The organism is Burkholderia sp. Ax-1720 (assembly GCF_011753035.1).
Taxonomy (GTDB): domain Bacteria; phylum Pseudomonadota; class Gammaproteobacteria; order Burkholderiales; family Burkholderiaceae; genus Burkholderia; species Burkholderia gladioli.
Map to the genome: position 1 here is coordinate 1 of NZ_VWWK01000064.1, position 16,421 is coordinate 16,421.

At 69.2% G+C, this 16,421-nt stretch carries 14 protein-coding genes; 10 read left to right on the forward strand and 4 right to left on the reverse strand.

Going from position 1 to position 16,421, the window contains the following annotated elements; all coding sequences use genetic code 11:
* The 4 genes from F3J18_RS38220 to F3J18_RS19185 form a co-directional block, all read left to right on the forward strand.
* The coding region (locus F3J18_RS38220) for a DUF3348 family protein (protein WP_240156410.1) at positions 1 to 376 on the forward strand (376 nt) is incomplete at its 5' end.
* Between the two features lie 10 nt (positions 377 to 386).
* Positions 387 to 3,686, forward strand: a complete 3,300-nt coding sequence (locus tag F3J18_RS19175) for a DUF802 domain-containing protein (protein WP_166913653.1) — start codon at positions 387 to 389, stop codon at positions 3,684 to 3,686.
* Complete coding sequence (locus F3J18_RS19180; RefSeq protein ID WP_025102026.1) at positions 3,683 to 4,357, forward strand: OmpA family protein; 675 nt, start codon at positions 3,683 to 3,685, stop codon at positions 4,355 to 4,357. Before F3J18_RS19175 ends, F3J18_RS19180 begins: the two co-directional genes overlap by 4 nt.
* A 1-nt stretch (position 4,358) precedes the next feature.
* Positions 4,359 to 5,048, forward strand: coding sequence for a DUF2894 domain-containing protein (locus tag F3J18_RS19185; protein ID WP_240154712.1), 690 nt, complete (start codon positions 4,359 to 4,361; stop codon positions 5,046 to 5,048).
* 25 nt (positions 5,049 to 5,073) lie between these two features.
* On the opposite strand, the gene F3J18_RS19190 is transcribed toward F3J18_RS19185, so the two are convergent.
* Positions 5,074 to 5,700 carry a hypothetical protein gene (locus F3J18_RS19190; protein WP_025102028.1) on the reverse strand — a complete coding sequence of 209 codons (627 nt, stop codon included), beginning with the start codon at positions 5,698 to 5,700 and terminating at the stop codon, positions 5,074 to 5,076.
* Between the two features lie 172 nt (positions 5,701 to 5,872).
* Here F3J18_RS19190 and F3J18_RS19195 point away from each other — a divergent pair, with 172 nt between their 5' ends.
* The gene (locus F3J18_RS19195; RefSeq protein ID WP_164467651.1) at positions 5,873 to 6,553 is read left to right on the forward strand and encodes a TetR/AcrR family transcriptional regulator; all 681 of its coding nucleotides are present in this window, start codon (positions 5,873 to 5,875) and stop codon (positions 6,551 to 6,553) included.
* Positions 6,554 to 6,576: 23 nt separating this feature from the next.
* Here the strand turns inward: F3J18_RS19195 and F3J18_RS19200 are convergent, their stop codons facing one another.
* On the reverse strand, positions 6,577 to 7,533 hold the full coding sequence (locus F3J18_RS19200) for an enoyl-CoA hydratase-related protein (protein ID WP_166913654.1): 957 nt from the start codon (positions 7,531 to 7,533) through the stop codon (positions 6,577 to 6,579).
* Positions 7,534 to 7,880: 347 nt separating this feature from the next.
* Between F3J18_RS19200 and F3J18_RS19205 the strand changes: the two genes are divergently transcribed.
* On the forward strand, positions 7,881 to 8,483 hold the full coding sequence (locus tag F3J18_RS19205) for a TetR/AcrR family transcriptional regulator (protein ID WP_341773947.1): 603 nt from the start codon (positions 7,881 to 7,883) through the stop codon (positions 8,481 to 8,483).
* A gap of 60 nt (positions 8,484 to 8,543) precedes the next feature.
* Here the strand turns inward: F3J18_RS19205 and F3J18_RS19210 are convergent, their stop codons facing one another.
* The gene (locus F3J18_RS19210) at positions 8,544 to 9,866 is read right to left on the reverse strand and encodes a TIGR00366 family protein (protein WP_166913655.1); all 1,323 of its coding nucleotides are present in this window, start codon (positions 9,864 to 9,866) and stop codon (positions 8,544 to 8,546) included.
* A 154-nt stretch (positions 9,867 to 10,020) separates the two neighbouring features.
* Positions 10,021 to 10,878 (reverse strand): NAD(P)-dependent oxidoreductase, encoded by an 858-nt coding sequence (locus F3J18_RS19215; protein WP_025102033.1) that lies wholly within the window; start codon positions 10,876 to 10,878, stop codon positions 10,021 to 10,023.
* A gap of 289 nt (positions 10,879 to 11,167) precedes the next feature.
* Between F3J18_RS19215 and F3J18_RS19220 the strand changes: the two genes are divergently transcribed.
* From F3J18_RS19220 to hpnI, 4 genes are all read left to right on the forward strand, one after another.
* Positions 11,168 to 12,301, forward strand: coding sequence for an MFS transporter (locus tag F3J18_RS19220; protein WP_205195489.1), 1,134 nt, complete (start codon positions 11,168 to 11,170; stop codon positions 12,299 to 12,301).
* A gap of 42 nt (positions 12,302 to 12,343) precedes the next feature.
* The gene (locus F3J18_RS19225) at positions 12,344 to 13,294 is read left to right on the forward strand and encodes an alpha/beta hydrolase (protein WP_166913656.1); all 951 of its coding nucleotides are present in this window, start codon (positions 12,344 to 12,346) and stop codon (positions 13,292 to 13,294) included.
* Between the two features lie 358 nt (positions 13,295 to 13,652).
* Complete coding sequence (gene hpnJ / locus F3J18_RS19230) at positions 13,653 to 15,074, forward strand: hopanoid biosynthesis associated radical SAM protein HpnJ (protein WP_166913669.1); 1,422 nt, start codon at positions 13,653 to 13,655, stop codon at positions 15,072 to 15,074.
* A gap of 6 nt (positions 15,075 to 15,080) precedes the next feature.
* On the forward strand, positions 15,081 to 16,358 hold the full coding sequence (gene hpnI, locus F3J18_RS19235; protein WP_240154589.1) for a bacteriohopanetetrol glucosamine biosynthesis glycosyltransferase HpnI: 1,278 nt from the start codon (positions 15,081 to 15,083) through the stop codon (positions 16,356 to 16,358).
* Positions 16,359 to 16,421 lie beyond the last annotated feature (63 nt).

The window sequence follows — 16,421 nt, forward strand, 5'->3', positions numbered from 1 at the left end:
CGGCGCCTATTTCGAGCGGCTGCGCGCGGATGCGAAAGCAGCGCGCGCCGAAGCCGAAGCCACCGACGGCGATGGCGATGGCAACGGCGAAGCCGCGCAAGCGGGCAGCGACGGCAACCATCGTGGCAACGATGGCGGCAGCGGCAGCGGCCCGGCTAACGGCCATGCAAGCGGCCCTGCCGCGACGCCGGCCGCTGCCCCGCTGCCCCGGGCCGCCGACGTCACGCCGCCGCTACGTGCCCGCCTGGCCCAGGCCAGCGCGCCCGACAGCTGGCTCGACACCTTCCGCAAGGACATGCAGAGCGTCCTGCTCGCCGAACTCGATCTTCGGTTTCAACCGGTGGGAGGGCTGCTCGCGGCTCTCCGCGCCCGCTAATCCCAAGCCTATGTCCCGACTTCGTATCGATCTCCTCGTTTTCCTCGCCGGCCTTGCCGTGGTGGGCTGGATCGGCGCCGGCTACCTCGGCGGCAATCCGCTCGCGCTGGCCGTCACCGTGCTGATTGCCGCCTTCTACCTGGGTGGCGCGCTCGAACTGCATCGCTACCGGCAGGCCACCGCGAGCCTGGCGCGCGCGCTCGGCTCGGCCGCCGCGCCCGCCTCGCTCGATGCCTGGCTGCAGCCGCTGCACCCGAGCCTGCGCAGCGCCGTGCGTGCGCGCGTCGAAGGCGAGCGCGCCGCCCTGCCCGCGCCCGCGCTCACGCCCTACCTGGTCGGCCTGCTGGTGCTGCTGGGCATGCTCGGCACCCTGCTCGGGATGGTCGCCACGCTGCGCGGCACCAGCGCCGCGCTGGACGGCGCCACCGGGCTCGACGCGATCCGCGCCGCGCTCTACGCGCCGATCCGCGGGCTCGGCTTCGCGTTCGGCACCTCGATCGCCGGCGTGGCGAGCTCGGCGATGCTCGGGCTGCTCTCCGCGCTGTGCCGTCGCGAACGGCTCGAGACGGTGCAGAAGCTCGACGCGCTGGTGGCGTCCACGCTGCGGCCGTTCTCGCACGCGCATCAGCGCGAGGCGGGTTTCGCGCTGATGCAGCGGCAGGCCGAGGCCATGCCGGCCCTGGTCGAGCGGCTGGAGGCGATGATCGCCGCCATCGAGCGCCAGGGCGCCACGCTCGGCGAACGCCAGCTCGCCGGCCAGCAGGCCTTCGTCGAGCAGGCCGAGGCCAGCCACACGCGCCTGGCCGCCATGCTCGGCGAGACCCTGACCCGCAGCGCGGCCGACAGCGCGCGCGCCGCGGGCGCCGCCATCGTGCCGGTGGTCGAGGCGGCGATGGCCGGACTCGCGCAGGAAAGCGGCAAGCTGCACGGCACGCTGATGCAGGCTGTCGACCGGCAACTCGACGGCCTGACGGCCGGCTTCGAGACGAATACCGCGCGCGTGGCCGGCATCTGGAACGAGGCGCTGGCCGAGCATCGCCGCTCGGGCGAGGCGCTCGCGGGCGAGCTGCGCGGCGCGCTGGAAGGCTTCAACAGCAGCTTCGAGAATCGTTCGGCCGCGTTGCTGCGCGAGGTCGAGAAGCGCCAGGCGCTGGCCGCCGAAGGCGCCTCGCAGGCCTGGGGCAGCGTGCTGGCGCGTCACGAGGCCAGCGGCGAGAAACTCGCCGACGACAACCGCCAGGCGCTCAGCGCCGCGGCCGCCACCTTCGAGACCCATGCCGGCGCGCTGCTGCGGGAATTGCGCGCCGCGCAAGGCGAGCTGCAGGCCGGCCTGGCCGAACGCGACGAGACGCGCCTGGCGGCCTGGACCGGCACGCTGGCCGCGATGAGCACGACGCTGCGCGAGGAATGGCAGTCGGCCAATGCGCAGGCCGCGCGGCACCAGCAGGCCATCTGCGCGACGCTCGAACAGACCGCCGGCAAGATCGCCGCGCAGGCCGGGACGCAGGCCGATCGCGCGCTCGGCGAGATCACGCGCGCGGCCGAAACCGCTGCCTCGGCCTGGCAGGCCGCCAGCACGCAGGCGGCCCAGCGCCAGCAGGCGGTGGTCGAGGCGCTGGCGAAAACGGCCGGCGAGGTGGCGGCGAGCACCGAAACCAAGGCGAACACGACGCTGGCCGAGATGGCCCGCCTGGCCGCTACATCGTCGGAAGCCTGGCAGGCGGCCAGCGCGCAAGCGGCGGAACGACAGCAGGCGATCTGCGATGCGCTGGCCAGGATGGCCGAGGATGTGGCCGCGCAGACCGAGTTGCGCACGAACGGCACGATCGCCGAGATCGCGCGTGCGGCTGAAGCCAATGCAACGGCATGGCAGCTTGCGTCGACGCAGGCGGCAGAGCGCCAGCAGGCGATCTGCGATGCGCTCGCGAAGACCGCCAACGACGTCGCCGCACAAACCGAAGCTCACGCTAGCGGCACGATTGCCGAAATCGCCCGCGCCGCTGAAGCCAATGCAACGGCATGGCAGCTCGCTTCGACGCAAGCGGCCGAACGTCAGCAAGTAATCTGCGACGCGCTCGCGAAGACCGCCAACGACGTCGCCGCGCAAACCGAAGCTCATGCCAGCGGCACCATCGCCGAAATCGCGCGTGCTGCCGAAGCCAACTCCACGGCATGGCAGCTCGCCTCGACGCAAGCCGCCGAGCGCCAGCAAGTAATCTGCGACGCGCTCGCGAAGACCGCCAACGACGTCGCCGCGCAAACCAAAGCTCACGCCAGCGGCACCATCGCCGAAATCGCCCGCGCCGCCGAAGCCAACGCGACGGCATGGCAGCTCGCTTCGACGCAAGCGGCCGAACGCCAACAAGCGATCTGCGACGCACTCGCGAAGACTGCCAACGACGTGGCCGCGCAAACCGAAGCTCACGCCAGCGGCACCATCGCCGAGATCGCCCGCGCCGCCGAAGCCAACACGACGGCATGGCAGCTCGCCTCGACGCAAGCAGCCGAGCGGCAGCAAAGCATCTGCGACGCGCTCGCCCGAACCGCCGACACGATCGCCGCGCAAACCGAAGCCCATGCCAGCGGCACCATCGCCGAGATCGCGCGCGCCGCCGAAGCGAATGCCGCCGCCTGGCGCGATACCGCTCGGCAAGCCGCCGAGCGCCAGCAAACCATCTGCGACGCGCTCGCCCAAACCGCCGACACGATCGCCGCGCAAACCGAAACCCACGCGAACGGCACCATCGCCGAGATCGGCCGCCTGGTCGACGCGGCCTCGCAGGCGCCGCGCGCCGCCGCCGACGTGGTCGCGGAACTGCGCCAGAAGCTCTCCGAGAGCATGGTGCAGGACACCGCGATGCTGGAGGAGCGCGGCCGCCTGCTGTCGACGGTCGCCACCCTGCTCGACGCGGTGAGCCACGCCAGCAACGAACAGCGCACGGCGATCGACGCGCTGGTCTCGACCTCGGCCGAGTTGCTGGAACGCGTCGGCACCCGCTTCGACCAGCAAGTCGAGGTCGGCGCGCAGGTGCTGGAAGGCGCCTCGGCGCAGGTCAACGGCAGCGCGGTGGAAATGGCCAGCCTGGCCGACGCGTTCGGCCAGGCCGTGCAGCACTTCGGCGATTCGAACCAGAAACTGATGACGCAGCTCGCGCGCATCGAGGCCTCGCTCGACAAGTCGCTCGCGCGCAGTGACGAGCAGCTCGCCTACTACGTCGCGCAGGCCAAGGATGTGATCGACCTGAGCCTGATGTCGCAGAAGCAGATCGTCGAGAACCTGCAGCGCCTCGACGGAGCGAAGCCGGCATGAACGAGGAAATCGACGGCGGCGTGGAGCCGACCGCGCCCGTCTGGGCCGCCTTCAGCGACCTGATGGCGGCCCTGCTCGGCGCCTTCGTGCTGATCCTGGTGGGCGTGATCGGCATGCAGCTGGAGGCCTCCTCGCGCCTGGCCGACGAGGTCAAGCAGCGGCAAGTCGAAACCCAGCGGCGCAAGACGCTCGAGCAAGCGCTGGCCGGCCCGCTCGCGGCCGGCCGCGTGACCCTGGTGGACGGGCGCATCGGCATCGCCGGCAACGTGCTGTTCGCGGTGAACTCGGATCAGTTGCAGCCCGAGGGCCGCGACCTGCTCAGGAGCCTGGCCGGGCCGCTCACGGCCTACCTGCACGATCGCGACCAGATCCTGATGGTCAGCGGCTTCGCCGACGACCAACTGGTGCGCGCCGGCAATCGCCGCTTCGCCGACAACTGGGAACTGTCCGCCGAGCGCGCGCTGACCGTGACGCGCGCCTTCATCGATTCGGGCGTGCCCGCCGCCTCGGTGTTCGCGGCGGCCTTCGGCTCGGAGCAGCCGGTCAGCTCGAACGCCGACGAAGCGGGACGCGCGCGCAACCGGCGCGTGGAGATCGCCGCCGTGCCGCGCCCGACCAGCTCGACGGCGGCGACGGGCGCCTCGGGCGCCGCGGCCAAGGCGGCGAACTGAGATGAGCGCCATGCACGAGCCGCTGCCCGAGCCGGTCGGCAACGACGCCGCGTCGGCCGCTCCCGCATCCCGCGACGATCGGCACGCGCCCACGCGAGCGCGGCTCGACGATTGGCGCGAACGAGGCGCCGAGCGCCTCGATCCAGCGGGTTTCGCCCGCATCGAGGCGCTGCTGAGGCGCGCGAGTGCTCATCGAGGCGCCGTCGGGCGCGTGCTCGACGCGCGTCTCGAAGCGTTGATCGAAGCCTTCGCGGCGGCGTTCGACGCGCGCCAGGCGCATGTCCAGGAATCGGCCGATGCCATCGGGCAGACGCCACCCCCGCGTACCGCTGCGCCGAGCCCGTTCGCCACGCTCGCGCTCGACAGGACACGCACCGCGCGCAGCGGCCCGCCGCCCGAGTTGCTCGACTACTTCCGGGAAATCTGGTCGCGACTGAGCGCCGACCAGCAGGTCCAGCAATCGCTCGACATCGTGCCGAAGAACGCCGGCCCGCTCAATTCGAGCAGCCTGGTGCATCGCGCGTTGCTGCTGATGCGCGAGCTCTCGCCCGAGTATCTGCGGCAGTTCCTGTCCTATGCCGACGCGCTGTCCTGGCTCGAGGACATGCAGGCCGATCCGGCCGCGGCGACGGCGAAGGAAGCACCGCGCAGCGCGCCGGCGAAGAAGGCCCGGCGCACGCGCGCACGCTGAACCCGCCCACGCGGCGCTGCCGCCGCTACGCCTCGATGGCGGCGCGCTTGCAAGAGCGCCCGCCCTGCGCACCGCGCCTGAGCAGATCAAAGGCCATCAGGTGGCTCGCCCCCGAAATGCCCACGCCGTACAGCGGAATCAGCGCCATCGGCAGCGTCTGGATATTGGCCATGCGCGGATCGTGCAGCAGGAAGAAGGTCAGGCCCGTGCCCACCGCCACCACGAAATCGGCGAAGCCGAACAGGTGGAACATCAGGTAACGCCCGCGGCTGGCCGGCAGCAAGGTGACCAGCAAGGCCAGCACGCCCGCGATGAAATCGCCCCATCCGGCGTTGCGGACGAAGGCTTCCGGCAGCAGGTCGTGCCCGCCGTACCAGAAGAACACCAGCGCGGCGCCGATCCGCCAGATATGGAAGCTGGTGAGCGGCCCCAAGCCGAGCGCCGCGATATAGGCACGAAACCCTCGCGACATCGCATAGATCGCCACCGGCACGACGATGCCCAGCGCGATCAGCACCGCCAGCGACAGCGACGGCAGCAGGCTGTAAAGACCGGTGAGCGCGGCGCCCGCCACGGCCAGCCCCCACAGGACAAGGACGGCGAGCAGCACGCGTGTGCCGCGGCGCAGGTCGATTCCGGCTGGATGATTCATGGTCATGCTCCTGGTTGTCCGGCGCCTCGCGCCGGATCTGTTGCATCGACGAGCGGCCGGCGCATTCGCTTGCCGACTCGCTCTTATAATGGGCGCTACCCGCCGGCCCGCCGGCGCCGCTTCCCTCGAACACGCATCGCTGCCGCATCGCGACGCCCTCACCGAACCCGCCATGACAGCCGACCAGGAGGCGAACCTCGCGCCCGATACCGAGGACGCAGGCAGCGAACGCTCCCCCCGCCAACGCATCATCGAGGCGGCCTTCCGGATCTTTGCCGAGAAGGGCTACGAGAGCGCCAGCACGCTCGCGATCGCCACCCAGGCCAAGGTCTCGAAACGCGACATCTACGCCAACTTCAGCAACAAGCAGGACATGCTGCTGGCCTGCATCGAGGGCCGCGGCCAGCGCATGAACCTGGGCGCCGCGCTGCCGCGCGCCACCTCCGCCGCCATGCTCGAAAAGGTGCTCGCGAGCTTCGCCTCGCGGCTGCTGGTCGAGGTCACCGATCCGATCATCATCACCATCTACCGCCTGGCGATCGCCGAGGTGGCGCGCGCGCCGGAAATCGCCCGGACGCTCGACCGGATCGGCCGCAAGGCATCGCAGCAGGCGCTGACGACGTGGCTCGCGCAAGCGCAACAGGACGCGCTGCTCGGCGAGGGCGAGGCAGCCGCGCTGGCGGCCGAGTTCCTCGCGCTCGCCTGGAACGACCTGCGCACCGACCTGCTGCTGGGCGTGGCGCCGCGGCCCTCGGCCGAGGCGCTGGCCGAGCAGGCACGCCAGGCAGCCGCGGCCTTCATGCGCCTGCATGGCAAGCCGGCGCCGCGCGCGCGCCGCAACGTGGGCGCCTGAACGCCTGAGCGTCGTTCAGGCGCTCACTTGCCCTGGAACACGGGCTGGCGCCCCTCGAGTTCCGCGCGGCGCCCTTCCACGAAGTCCTGCGACTGGAACAACCCGCGATACTGCTCGGTCAGCTTGAACAGCGCGGCGTTCTCGGCCGGGTCGATCGCCAGGTGCGCCGAGGCGAGCGAGGCCTGGATGCCCAGCGGCCCGCAGGCCGCGATCCGGCCGGCGATCTGCACCGCCAGTTCGAGCGCCGCCTTCGCATCGGGTGCGATCGCCTGCACCGTGCCCATCCGATACGCCTCCTCCGCGCTCCAGTGATCGCCAGTCAGGATGTAGCGCATCGCGTTGCCCCAGCCCGCTTCCCGCACGAAACGCACGGTCGAGCCGCCGCCTGGAAAGCGGCCATGGGTGTTCTCGTCCTGGCCGAAGCGCGTATCGGCCGCCGCGACGCGAATGTCGCCCACCAGGAACAGCTCGTGGCCCATGTCCCAGGTGTCGCCATGCGCGACCGCCACCAGCGGCTTGGTCAGGCGCGGGCTGGGCGTGGTCGCGAGCGGGTTGATGGTGCCGCTCAGCGCGATCGGCGTCTTGTTGCCCAGCGCGCGGAAGCCATCGATATCGATGCCGCGCGAGAATTGCTCGCCATGCCCGAACAGCACCGCGGCCCGCAGCGAGGGATCGTGGTTGTAGCGGTAATAGGCCTCGGCCAGCAGCTCGAAGGTTTCCGGATCCACACGGTTCTGGTTCGCCGGGCGGTTGATGCCGAGCAGCACGACCTGCCCGCGGCGCTCGACGCTCAGCTTGGCGCCCGAGGCGAGCGGCACCTCGTCGAGCCGGGTGGGCGCCACCTCGGGCGTCGGCGTCATGCCCGGCGCCACGCCCTGCGCCTGAGCCGGCCCGGACAGCGCGCCCAGCGCGGACGTGCCGCCCAGCACCGCGGCGGTTTTCAGGAAGCCGCGCCGGGCGCGATCGTTCAAATCGGTCATGCTCCATCTCCTGTCGATGGTGAAGAAAGTCGAAATACATCGGCGTATCGATGCCCGCCGCGGGACGAGAATCGGACATCGCCCTCGCCTCGCCATTGATCAGAGGACTCCTGAGGAAGATGTCTTTCGATACGCTTTCAAACACGCCGACAGACTGCCCGGTCGCGGCAGGAAAGCGCTTCGTCCCGTCATCCGGCAGTGCGAGGCGAGTTACGGTACCGCACAGTACCACATCGACAAAAAGCATGCGCAACCCGGCTGCCGACCTCGATCGGGCCATCGCCAGCGACTTCCATATCGTTTAGTATCTATGTCGAATCGTCTTTGCGGAGTTCGACATGGCAAGCATGGGGCGTCCCCGTACCTTCGATCGCGACCAGGCGATCGAGGACGCAATGCATCTGTTCTGGGAGAACGGCTACGAATCCACCTCGCTGAGCCAGCTCAAGGCAGGCATCGCGACGGGGATTTCCGCGCCGAGCTTCTACGCGGCCTTCGGCTCGAAGGAAGCGCTGTTCCAGGAATGCGTGCAGCGCTACCTGGGCACCTATGCGCAGGTGACGGAATGTCTGTGGGATAGCGCGTTGCCGCCGCGCGAGGCGATCGAGACGGCATTGCGCCGCTCGGCGAAGATGCAGTGCGAGCGCGGCCATCCGAAGGGCTGCATGGTGGCGCTGGGAGTGATGAGCGCGCCGTCCGAGGAGCACGCCGGCGTGACCGCCTCGCTGAAGCAGTCGCGCACGCGCACCCGCAACGGCTTCGTCGCCTGCGTGCAGCGCGGCATCGCCAGCGGCGAGTTGCGCGCCGAGGTGGCGGCCGCCGCGCTGTCGGCCGTGTTCGACAGCTTCCTGCTCGGCCTGAGCACCCTGGCGCGCGACGGCGTGCGCCACGCCGCGATGGAGGCCGCGATCACGCAGGTCCTGACCGTCTGGGACGCCGCCAAGGCTTGAGTCCGACGTGGATGCGAGCCGGCGAGCCACCAGCGTGGCTGCCGGCCCCGCCCGCCGGGATCAGAACAGATACATGCCGGCGACGAACACCACGCCCGAGAACAACAGCGCCGTCACGCAGTAACCCATGATGTCGCGCACGCCGAGCCCGGCGATCGCCAGCGCGGGCAGCGCCCAGAACGGCTGGGCCATGTTGGTCCAGGCCTCGCCGTAGGCGATCGCCATCGCCGACTTGCCGAGATCGGCGCCCAGCGCCTGCGCGGCCGGCATCACGAAGGGCCCCTGCACGACCCAGTGGCCGCCGCCCGAGGGCACCGCGAAATTGATCAGCGCCGAGCTCAGGAAGGCCAGCAGCGGGAAGGTGTGCACGTTGGCGACGTCGACGAACCACTTGGTGATCACGCCGGCCAGCCCCGAATGATCCATCAGCGCCTGGATGCCGGCATAGAACGGGAACTGGATCATGATCGAGCCGGCGCCGCGCGCGGCCGCGCCGATCGCGCGTGCATAGGCCATCGGCGTGCGATGCAGCACCAGGCCCGCGGCGAGGAACACCAGGTTGACGGTGTCGATGTCGAGCACGAAGCCCTTGGCGCGAGTGCGGATCACCAGGAACACCGCGCACAGCAGCGCGACCAGCAGCGACAGCAGGCGGCTCTCCTCCATGCGCTCGGCCCAGGTCGCGTTCGGCTCCAGCACGCGCTCGAAGCTCGGCGCCTCCTCCAGCAGCTTCGGATCGATCGACACCACTTCATGCGGCTTGGGCATCATCAGGCGCGCCAGGATCGGCAGCATCACGATCAGGCCGATCGTGACGAAGGCGTTGTAGCCGGTGAAGATGGTCTGCGACACCGGAATCAGGCCGACCAGCTTCTCCATCGGATTGCCCTTGGTGGCCGCCACCAGCGGCACCGAGCCGGACAAACCACCGTGCCAGGTCAGGAAGCCCATGTAGGCCGAGGCCACCAGCAGCCGGTAGTCGGAGCCGGGCACGCGCCGCGCGACCTCGCGCGCCAGCATCGCGCCGAGCACCAGGCCGAAGCCCCAGTTGATCGCGCAGGCGATGCCGGCCACCAGGGCGACCAGCATCACGCCGCCGGCCGGTGTCTTCGGCGAGCTGGCCAGCGCCACCAGCAGGCGCTTGACCGGCCCGGAGCTGGCCAGCGCATGGCCCGTCACCAGGATCAGCGCCATCTGCATGGTGAAGGCGAGCAGGTTCCAGAACCCGCTGCCCCACAGCAGCACGAGTTCGGCCGGCGCCTTCGGCGTGAGCGAGAACGCCAGCAAGAAGGTGACGACCGTGAGAAAGATCGCGAAAATCAGCGGATCCGGCAGGACCTTGTGCACGATCTGGGTGAAAAAGCGGGAAATACGGGAAATCACGGGGTCTCCTCCGAGGGTGTCGATATCGGTGCTTTGTTGGGTACGGCGCAAACGAAGGCGACATCATACGTCCGCTCTCGCCTGCGCGTCGGCCCGTGTTCGCCGTGCCCCTCGACGCCCTCCGGTGCCCCGTCCGCACCTCCCGAACCAACGGCTAGCCCCGCTCTTTCGCGCGAATCGTGTAGTCGGCCATGATCGACCAGTCGCGCTCGCCGCCGCCGGCCTCCACGGCCCGGCTCATCTGCTGCCTGACCGCATCGAGCATCGGCAACTGCCGGTCCAGCGCCTCGGCTTCCGCGCCGGCCAGGCGCAGGTCCTTCAGGCCCAGCCGGGCCTTGAATCCGGGCTCGTACTGCTCGCGCAGGATGTTGCCCGAATAGACCTGGTAGGAGCGGCTGCCGAACAGCGTGCCCAGGATCAGCTCGAAGAAGCGTTCACGCTCCAGGCCGTTGCCCTCGGTCAGCACCACCGCCTCGGCCATCGCCTCGATCGCCATGGTGATCATCATGTTGCAGGCGATCTTGGCCGCATGGGCGGTGGGCGGCGCCTCGCCCATGTCCCAGATGCGCTTGCCGAGCACCTCGAGCGCCGGCCTGGCCTTGTCCAGTGCCGCGGGCGCGCCGGCGGCGAGAATATTCAGCTCGCCGGCCGCGGCCACGTCGGGCCGCCCCAGCACCGGCGCGGCCACGTAATCGATGCCCGCCGCGCGGTGATGGCCGACCAGTTCGCGCGACAGCGATACCGAGATGGTGGAGGCCACCACGTGCACCAGACCGGCGCGTGCCGTGGACAGCACGCCCTGGTCGAGCAGCACCTCGCGAATCGCGGCATCGTCGGCCAGCATGGTGATGGCCAGGTCCGCCTGCAGTGCCTGCGTGGGCGCGTCCACCGCGCTCGCCCCGTCGACCGCCCCGCCCGAGCGGTTCCAGATCTTCACGTGATGGCCGGCCGCAACCAGATTGCGCGCCATCGCGCGCCCCATGGCGCCAAGGCCCAGTATGCCGATTTCCATTGCTTCTCCCGATCGATGAGTGGGTGGTTCGCGAGATATTTATACTAAGTGATACATATATCGTTGACAAGGCGAGGTATCGTCTTTAGTTTACCGATCGATACATAAATAAGACTTGCATCACCGCAGCCGCCAATGCGTCGCGACCGACGTTCGTCCATTTTTGTATCGACTGGTATGTATTTATCATCAACGACCGGAAACCAAGACCGTGACCACCCTGAGTTCCCCCACCACCACGCAAGCCGGATCCGCTCGCCTGCCGCTGGCCGCCCTGCTGGCGCTGGCGATGACCGGCTTCGTCTGCATCATGACCGAGACCTTGCCGGCGGGCCTGCTGCCGCAGATGGCGGCCGGCCTGGACATCTCCACCTCGCTGGCCGGGCAGACGGTGACGGCCTACGCGGCCGGTTCGCTGCTGGCCGCCATTCCGCTGACCATCGCCACGCAGCGCTGGCGCCGCCGCAAGGTGCTGCTGCTGACGCTGGCCGGCTTCCTGGTGTTCAACTCGCTCACCGCGCTGTCCGACAACTACGCGCTGACCCTGCTCGCGCGCCTGCTGGCCGGCGCCTCGGCCGGCCTCGCCTGGAGCCTGCTGGCCGGCTACGCGCGTCGCATGGTGCCGGTGCGCCAGCAAGGCCGCGCGATGGCCGTGGCGATGGTCGGCACGCCGATCGCGCTGTCGCTGGGCGTGCCGCTGGGTACCTGGCTGGGCGGCGCGATCGGCTGGCGCAGTGCGTTCGCGATCATGTCGGTGCTGAGCCTGGTGCTGATCGCCTGGGTGCTCGCCAAGGTGCCCGACTACCCCGGGCAGGCCGGGCATCAACGCATGCCCTTGCGCAAGGTCCTCGTCACGCCGGGCGTGCTCCGCGTGCTCGGCGTGGTGATCGCCTGGATGCTCGCGCACAACCTGCTCTACACCTATGTCGCGCCGTTCGCGGCCCTGGCCGGCCAGGCCCGCCATGTCGACCTGGTGCTGCTGGTGTTCGGGCTGGCCGCGCTGGCCGGCATCGCCGTCACCAGCCGGCTGGTCGACCGGCACCTGCGCGCCGCGGTGCTGGCCAGCCTGGCCGGCTTCGCGCTGGTCGCGCTGCTGTTCGCCGGGTTCGCGACGCTGCCGGCCGTCCTCTATGGCGGCGCGGCCGCCTGGGGGCTGAGCTTCGGCGGTGCCGCGACCCTGCTGCAAACCGCGCTGGCCGATAACGCCGGCGACGGCGCGGACGTCGCCCTGTCGATGAACGTGGTGGCCTGGAACGGCGCGATCGCCGGCGGCGGCCTGCTCGGCGGCGTGCTGCTCGATGCCTGGGGCGCGGTCTCGTTCGCGCCCGCGCTGGTGCTGCTGCTCGCAATCGGTTTCGTCACGGCCTGGTGCGGCAGCGCCCATGGTTTCCGGCCCGGTCCACGCCATACCGAAGGGCACTGAGTCATTCGATCCACTTCACTTTTTTCATGAGGAGTCTTCATCATGTTTCGACGCCTGTTGCAAGGCCTTGCCTTCACCCTGTCACTGCTGCTCGCCGGCCCATCGTTCGCGGCCGACGAATTCCCCTTGCCACCCGGCTTCACCAGCGGCTACCAGACCATCGACGGCGTTCGCCTGCATTACGTGAAGGGCGGCAGCGGCCCGCTCGTCTACCTGGTGCATGGCTTCGGCCAGACCTGGTACGAATGGCACCAACTGATGCCGGAACTCGCCCGCAATCACACGGTGGTCGCTCCCGACCTGCCGGGGCTGGGGCAATCCGCCGAACCCGGCTCGTATCGCGCCACCGAGGTCGCGCCGCTGCTGCATCAACTGGCGCTGCGGTTCAGCGGCCAGCGCCCCTTCGACCTGGTCGCGCACGACATCGGCATCTGGAACACCTATCCGATGCTGGTCCGGCATCCCGAGGACATCCGCCGCGCGGTCTACATGGAGGCGCCGATTCCGGACGAATCGATCTATTCGTTCCCGGCCTTCACGCCGCAAGGGGAATCGCTGGTCTGGCATTTCAGCTTCTTCGCCGCCGACGGCGACCTGGCCGAAACCCTGATCGCCGGCAAGCAGCGCTTCTTCTTCGAGCATTTCATCAAGAAGCACGCCAGCAACCAGGCGGTGTTCACGCCGGCCCTGCTCGATCTCTACGCGCGCTCCTACAGCAAGCCGCACAGCCTGCGCGCCGCCTTCGGCTATTACCGCGCGCTGAACCAGGACGTGCGGGACAACGCGGAGCTGTCGCGCAGCAAGCTGACGATGCCGATGCTGGCGATCGGCGGCGGCGGCCATGGCGGACTCGGCCAGTTCGAGGCCGACCAGTTGCGCCGCTACGCGACGCAAGTCAGCGGCCGCGTGCTGCCCGATTGCGGCCACTGGCTGCCGGAGGAATGCGCGGCACCGCTGAACCAGGCCGTGATCGACTTCCTCGACGCGCCCTGATGCGAGCGGCTGCCCGAGCGATCCAGCCGGGTAGCCGGGTAGCCGTCTAGGATCCGGTATCGAGCACGGACGAAACGCATCCGCATTTCGAATGCGTGAATATTTCATTACATCGATCCGACGTCGACTCGCGCTTCGTAACCCGGCGACAAGGATTCTGGCTGGAACAGCTGTCATCAAGCGACCTTAAGCTTGTCTTCAGGTTCGCCTTCGTAGGATCGCGAACGAAACGCGGTATCCACGCGATGCTTCGATATCGCGCCACCCACGACAGCGAACGCCAGCCATGTCCCAAGCCCCGACCGTAGCCAGCCATGCCCCGCTCGCCGTATCCGGCGCGCAAACCGAGGTGCCTGTCCTGAAGACGCTGTTCCTGCAGGCGCCGTCCTATGACGGCTTCGACGGCGGCGCCGGCTCGCGCTACCAGGCCAAGCGCGAGATCCGCTCGTTCTGGTATCCCACCTGGCTGGCCCAGCCGGCCGCCCTGGTGCCCGGCAGCCGCGTGCTCGACGCACCCGCCGACGATTTGTCGGTGGCGCAGACGCTGGAGATCGCCGCCGACTACGAGCTGGTGATCATCCACACCAGCACGCCCTCGTTCCCGACCGACGCGGCCTTCGCGCAAGACCTCAAGCAGCGCAAGCCCTCGGTGCTGATCGGCATGGTCGGCGCCAAGGTGGCCGTCGATCCGCACAACTCGCTGGTGGCGTCCAACGCGATCGACTTCGTTTGCCGCGAGGAATTCGACTACACCTGCCGCGACGTGGCCGAGCGCAAGCCCTTCGCCGATATCCTCGGCCTGAGCTACCGCGCCGCCGACGGCGCGATCGAGCACAACGGCGCGCGCCCGATGATCGAGGACATGGACGAACTGCCGTTCGTGGCGCCGGTGTACCAGCGCGACCTGAAGATCGACAACTACTTCATCGGCTACCTGAACTACCCCTATGTGTCGATCTACACCGGCCGCGGGTGCCGCTCGAAGTGCACCTTCTGCCTGTGGCCGCAGACGGTGGGCGGCCATCGCTACCGCGTGCGCTCGGTCGAGAACGTGCTGGCCGAGGTGAAATGGATTCGCGACAACATGCCGGAAGTGAAGGAGATCATGTTCGACGACGACACCTTCACCGACTTCAAGCCGCGCGTCGAGGAGATCGCGCGCGGGCTCGGCAAGCTCGGCGTGACCTGGTCCTGCAATGCCAAGGCGAACGTGCCGTACGCGACGCTGAAGATCATGAAGGAGAACGGGCTGCGCCTGCTGCTGGTGGGCTACGAATCGGGCGACGACCAGATCCTGCTGAACATCAAGAAGGGCTTGCGCACCGATATCGCGCGCCGCTTCAACGAGGATTGCAGGAAGCTCGGCATCAAGATCCACGGCACCTTCATCCTGGGCCTGCCCGGCGAGACCAGGGACACCATTCGGAAGACCATCGAATACGCCAAGGAAATCAATCCACACACGATCCAGGTCTCGCTGGCGGCGCCTTATCCGGGCACGCGGCTCTACGAGCAGGCGATCGAGAACGGCTGGCTGGAGGAGAACAAGACCATCAACCTGGTCAGCAAGGCAGGCGTGCAGCTCGCCGCGATCGGTTATCCGCATCTGTCGAAGGAAGACATCTATCACGAGCTCGAGCACTTCTATCGAGCCTTCTACTTCCGGCCCGCGAAGATCTGGGAGATCGTGCGCGAGATGCTGGGCAGTTGGGAGATGATGAAGCGGCGCCTGCGCGAAGGCGTGGAGTTCTTCCGCTTCCTGCGCGCGCACGAGGCCTGAGCCGCCATGCTGGAGCGCGAATCGCTCAACACCCTGCGCGCCGCCGCGCTGCGGCGGATTTCCCACGCGATGCCGGTCGCGCTGATCGCACTAGTCACGATGACCGCCTTGATCGCCGCGCACCGGGTGCCGGCCGCCGAGGTGCAGCGGATCGTGGTCGATCTGGTCTCGGCCTGCGCCGCCTTCGGCGTTGCCTACACGCTGTTGTCCGCCTCGCTGGTCGGCCGCTTCCTGGCACGGCCGCGCGCGGCACCGGTCGCCTTCCCGCCCGTCACGCTGATGAAGCCGCTGCATGGCAACGAATGGCGGCTCGTCGAGCATCTCGCCAGCTTCCTCGAACAGGATTATCCCGGCCCGATCCAATACGTGTTCGGCGTGCAGGATGCCGAGGATCCGGCGCTGCATGCCATCGCCGAATTGCGCGCGCGCTATCCGTCGGCCGATATCGCCACCGTCGTCGACGCGCGCCTGTACGGCCCCAACCGCAAGATCTCCAACCTGGTCAACATGCTGGAGCAGGCTCGCCACGACCTGCTCTGCTTCGCCGACAGCGACGTGCGGGTCGGACGCGACTACCTGGGCATCGTGGTCGGCACGCTGCAGTTGCCCGGCGTCGGGCTCGTCACCAGCGCCTATCGCGGCGTGAGCGCGCCCGGCTTCTGGCCGCGCGCCTCGGCCGCCTCGACCAACTACGCCTTCTTTCCCGGCGTGGTAATCGGGCTGGCCACCGGGCTCGCGCGGCCCTGCTTCGGCCAGACCATCGCGATCGATCGCGCCACCTTGAACCGGATCGGCGGCCTGGGCCACTACGTCCATCATCTCGCCGAGGACCACGCGATCGGCGAGGCGGTGCGCGCCACCGGCGCGCTGGTCGCGATCCCGCCGCTGCTGGTCGACCACGCCTGCGTCGAGGCGAGCTCGCGCATCTACTTCACGCACGAATCGCGCTGGAGCCGCACCATCCGCGCCGCCGATCCGCTCGGCCATCTCGGCGCCGCGCTGATGCATCCGCTGCCCTTCGCACTGCTCGCCGTGCTCGCCTCGGGCGGCAGCGAGCACGCCTGGCTGCTGGCCGGCGCGGCCCTGCTCTCGCGCTGGATGCTCAAGTGGCGCGTCGATCGCGTGTTCGGCCAGCCCTTCAGCGACTGGGCCTGCCTGCCGCTCTACGACCTGATGCAATTCCTGATCTACGTCGCGAGCTTCGGCCTGAGCGACGTGGTCTGGCGCGGCCGGCGCTTTCGCGTCGATCCGGGCGGCCGCCTCTCGCCGCGCTTGGACGAGTGAGCGCGCGTTGCGCTTGCCGCCAGGTCGCCGCGCCGGCTCGGATCGGCGCCGCGAGGCCGCGCT

Excerpts from the sequence above, each read along its gene's own strand:
- F3J18_RS19195 (WP_164467651.1), top strand. The coding sequence starts at position 5,873 with ATGACAGCCGACCAGGAGGCGAACCTCGCGCCCGATACCGAGGACGCA.
- F3J18_RS19175 (WP_166913653.1), top strand. The coding sequence starts at position 387 with ATGTCCCGACTTCGTATCGATCTCCTCGTTTTCCTCGCCGGCCTTGCC.
- F3J18_RS19225 (WP_166913656.1), top strand. The coding sequence starts at position 12,344 with ATGTTTCGACGCCTGTTGCAAGGCCTTGCCTTCACCCTGTCACTGCTG.
- F3J18_RS19185 (WP_240154712.1), top strand. The coding sequence starts at position 4,359 with ATGAGCGCCATGCACGAGCCGCTGCCCGAGCCGGTCGGCAACGACGCC.
- F3J18_RS19215 (WP_025102033.1), bottom strand. The coding sequence starts at position 10,878 with ATGGAAATCGGCATACTGGGCCTTGGCGCCATGGGGCGCGCGATGGCG.
- F3J18_RS19190 (WP_025102028.1), bottom strand. The coding sequence starts at position 5,700 with ATGAATCATCCAGCCGGAATCGACCTGCGCCGCGGCACACGCGTGCTG.
- F3J18_RS19180 (WP_025102026.1), top strand. The coding sequence starts at position 3,683 with ATGAACGAGGAAATCGACGGCGGCGTGGAGCCGACCGCGCCCGTCTGG.
- hpnI (WP_240154589.1), top strand. The coding sequence starts at position 15,081 with ATGCTGGAGCGCGAATCGCTCAACACCCTGCGCGCCGCCGCGCTGCGG.
- F3J18_RS19220 (WP_205195489.1), top strand. The coding sequence starts at position 11,168 with ATGACCGGCTTCGTCTGCATCATGACCGAGACCTTGCCGGCGGGCCTG.
- F3J18_RS19200 (WP_166913654.1), bottom strand. The coding sequence starts at position 7,533 with ATGACCGATTTGAACGATCGCGCCCGGCGCGGCTTCCTGAAAACCGCC.
- F3J18_RS19205 (WP_341773947.1), top strand. The coding sequence starts at position 7,881 with ATGGGGCGTCCCCGTACCTTCGATCGCGACCAGGCGATCGAGGACGCA.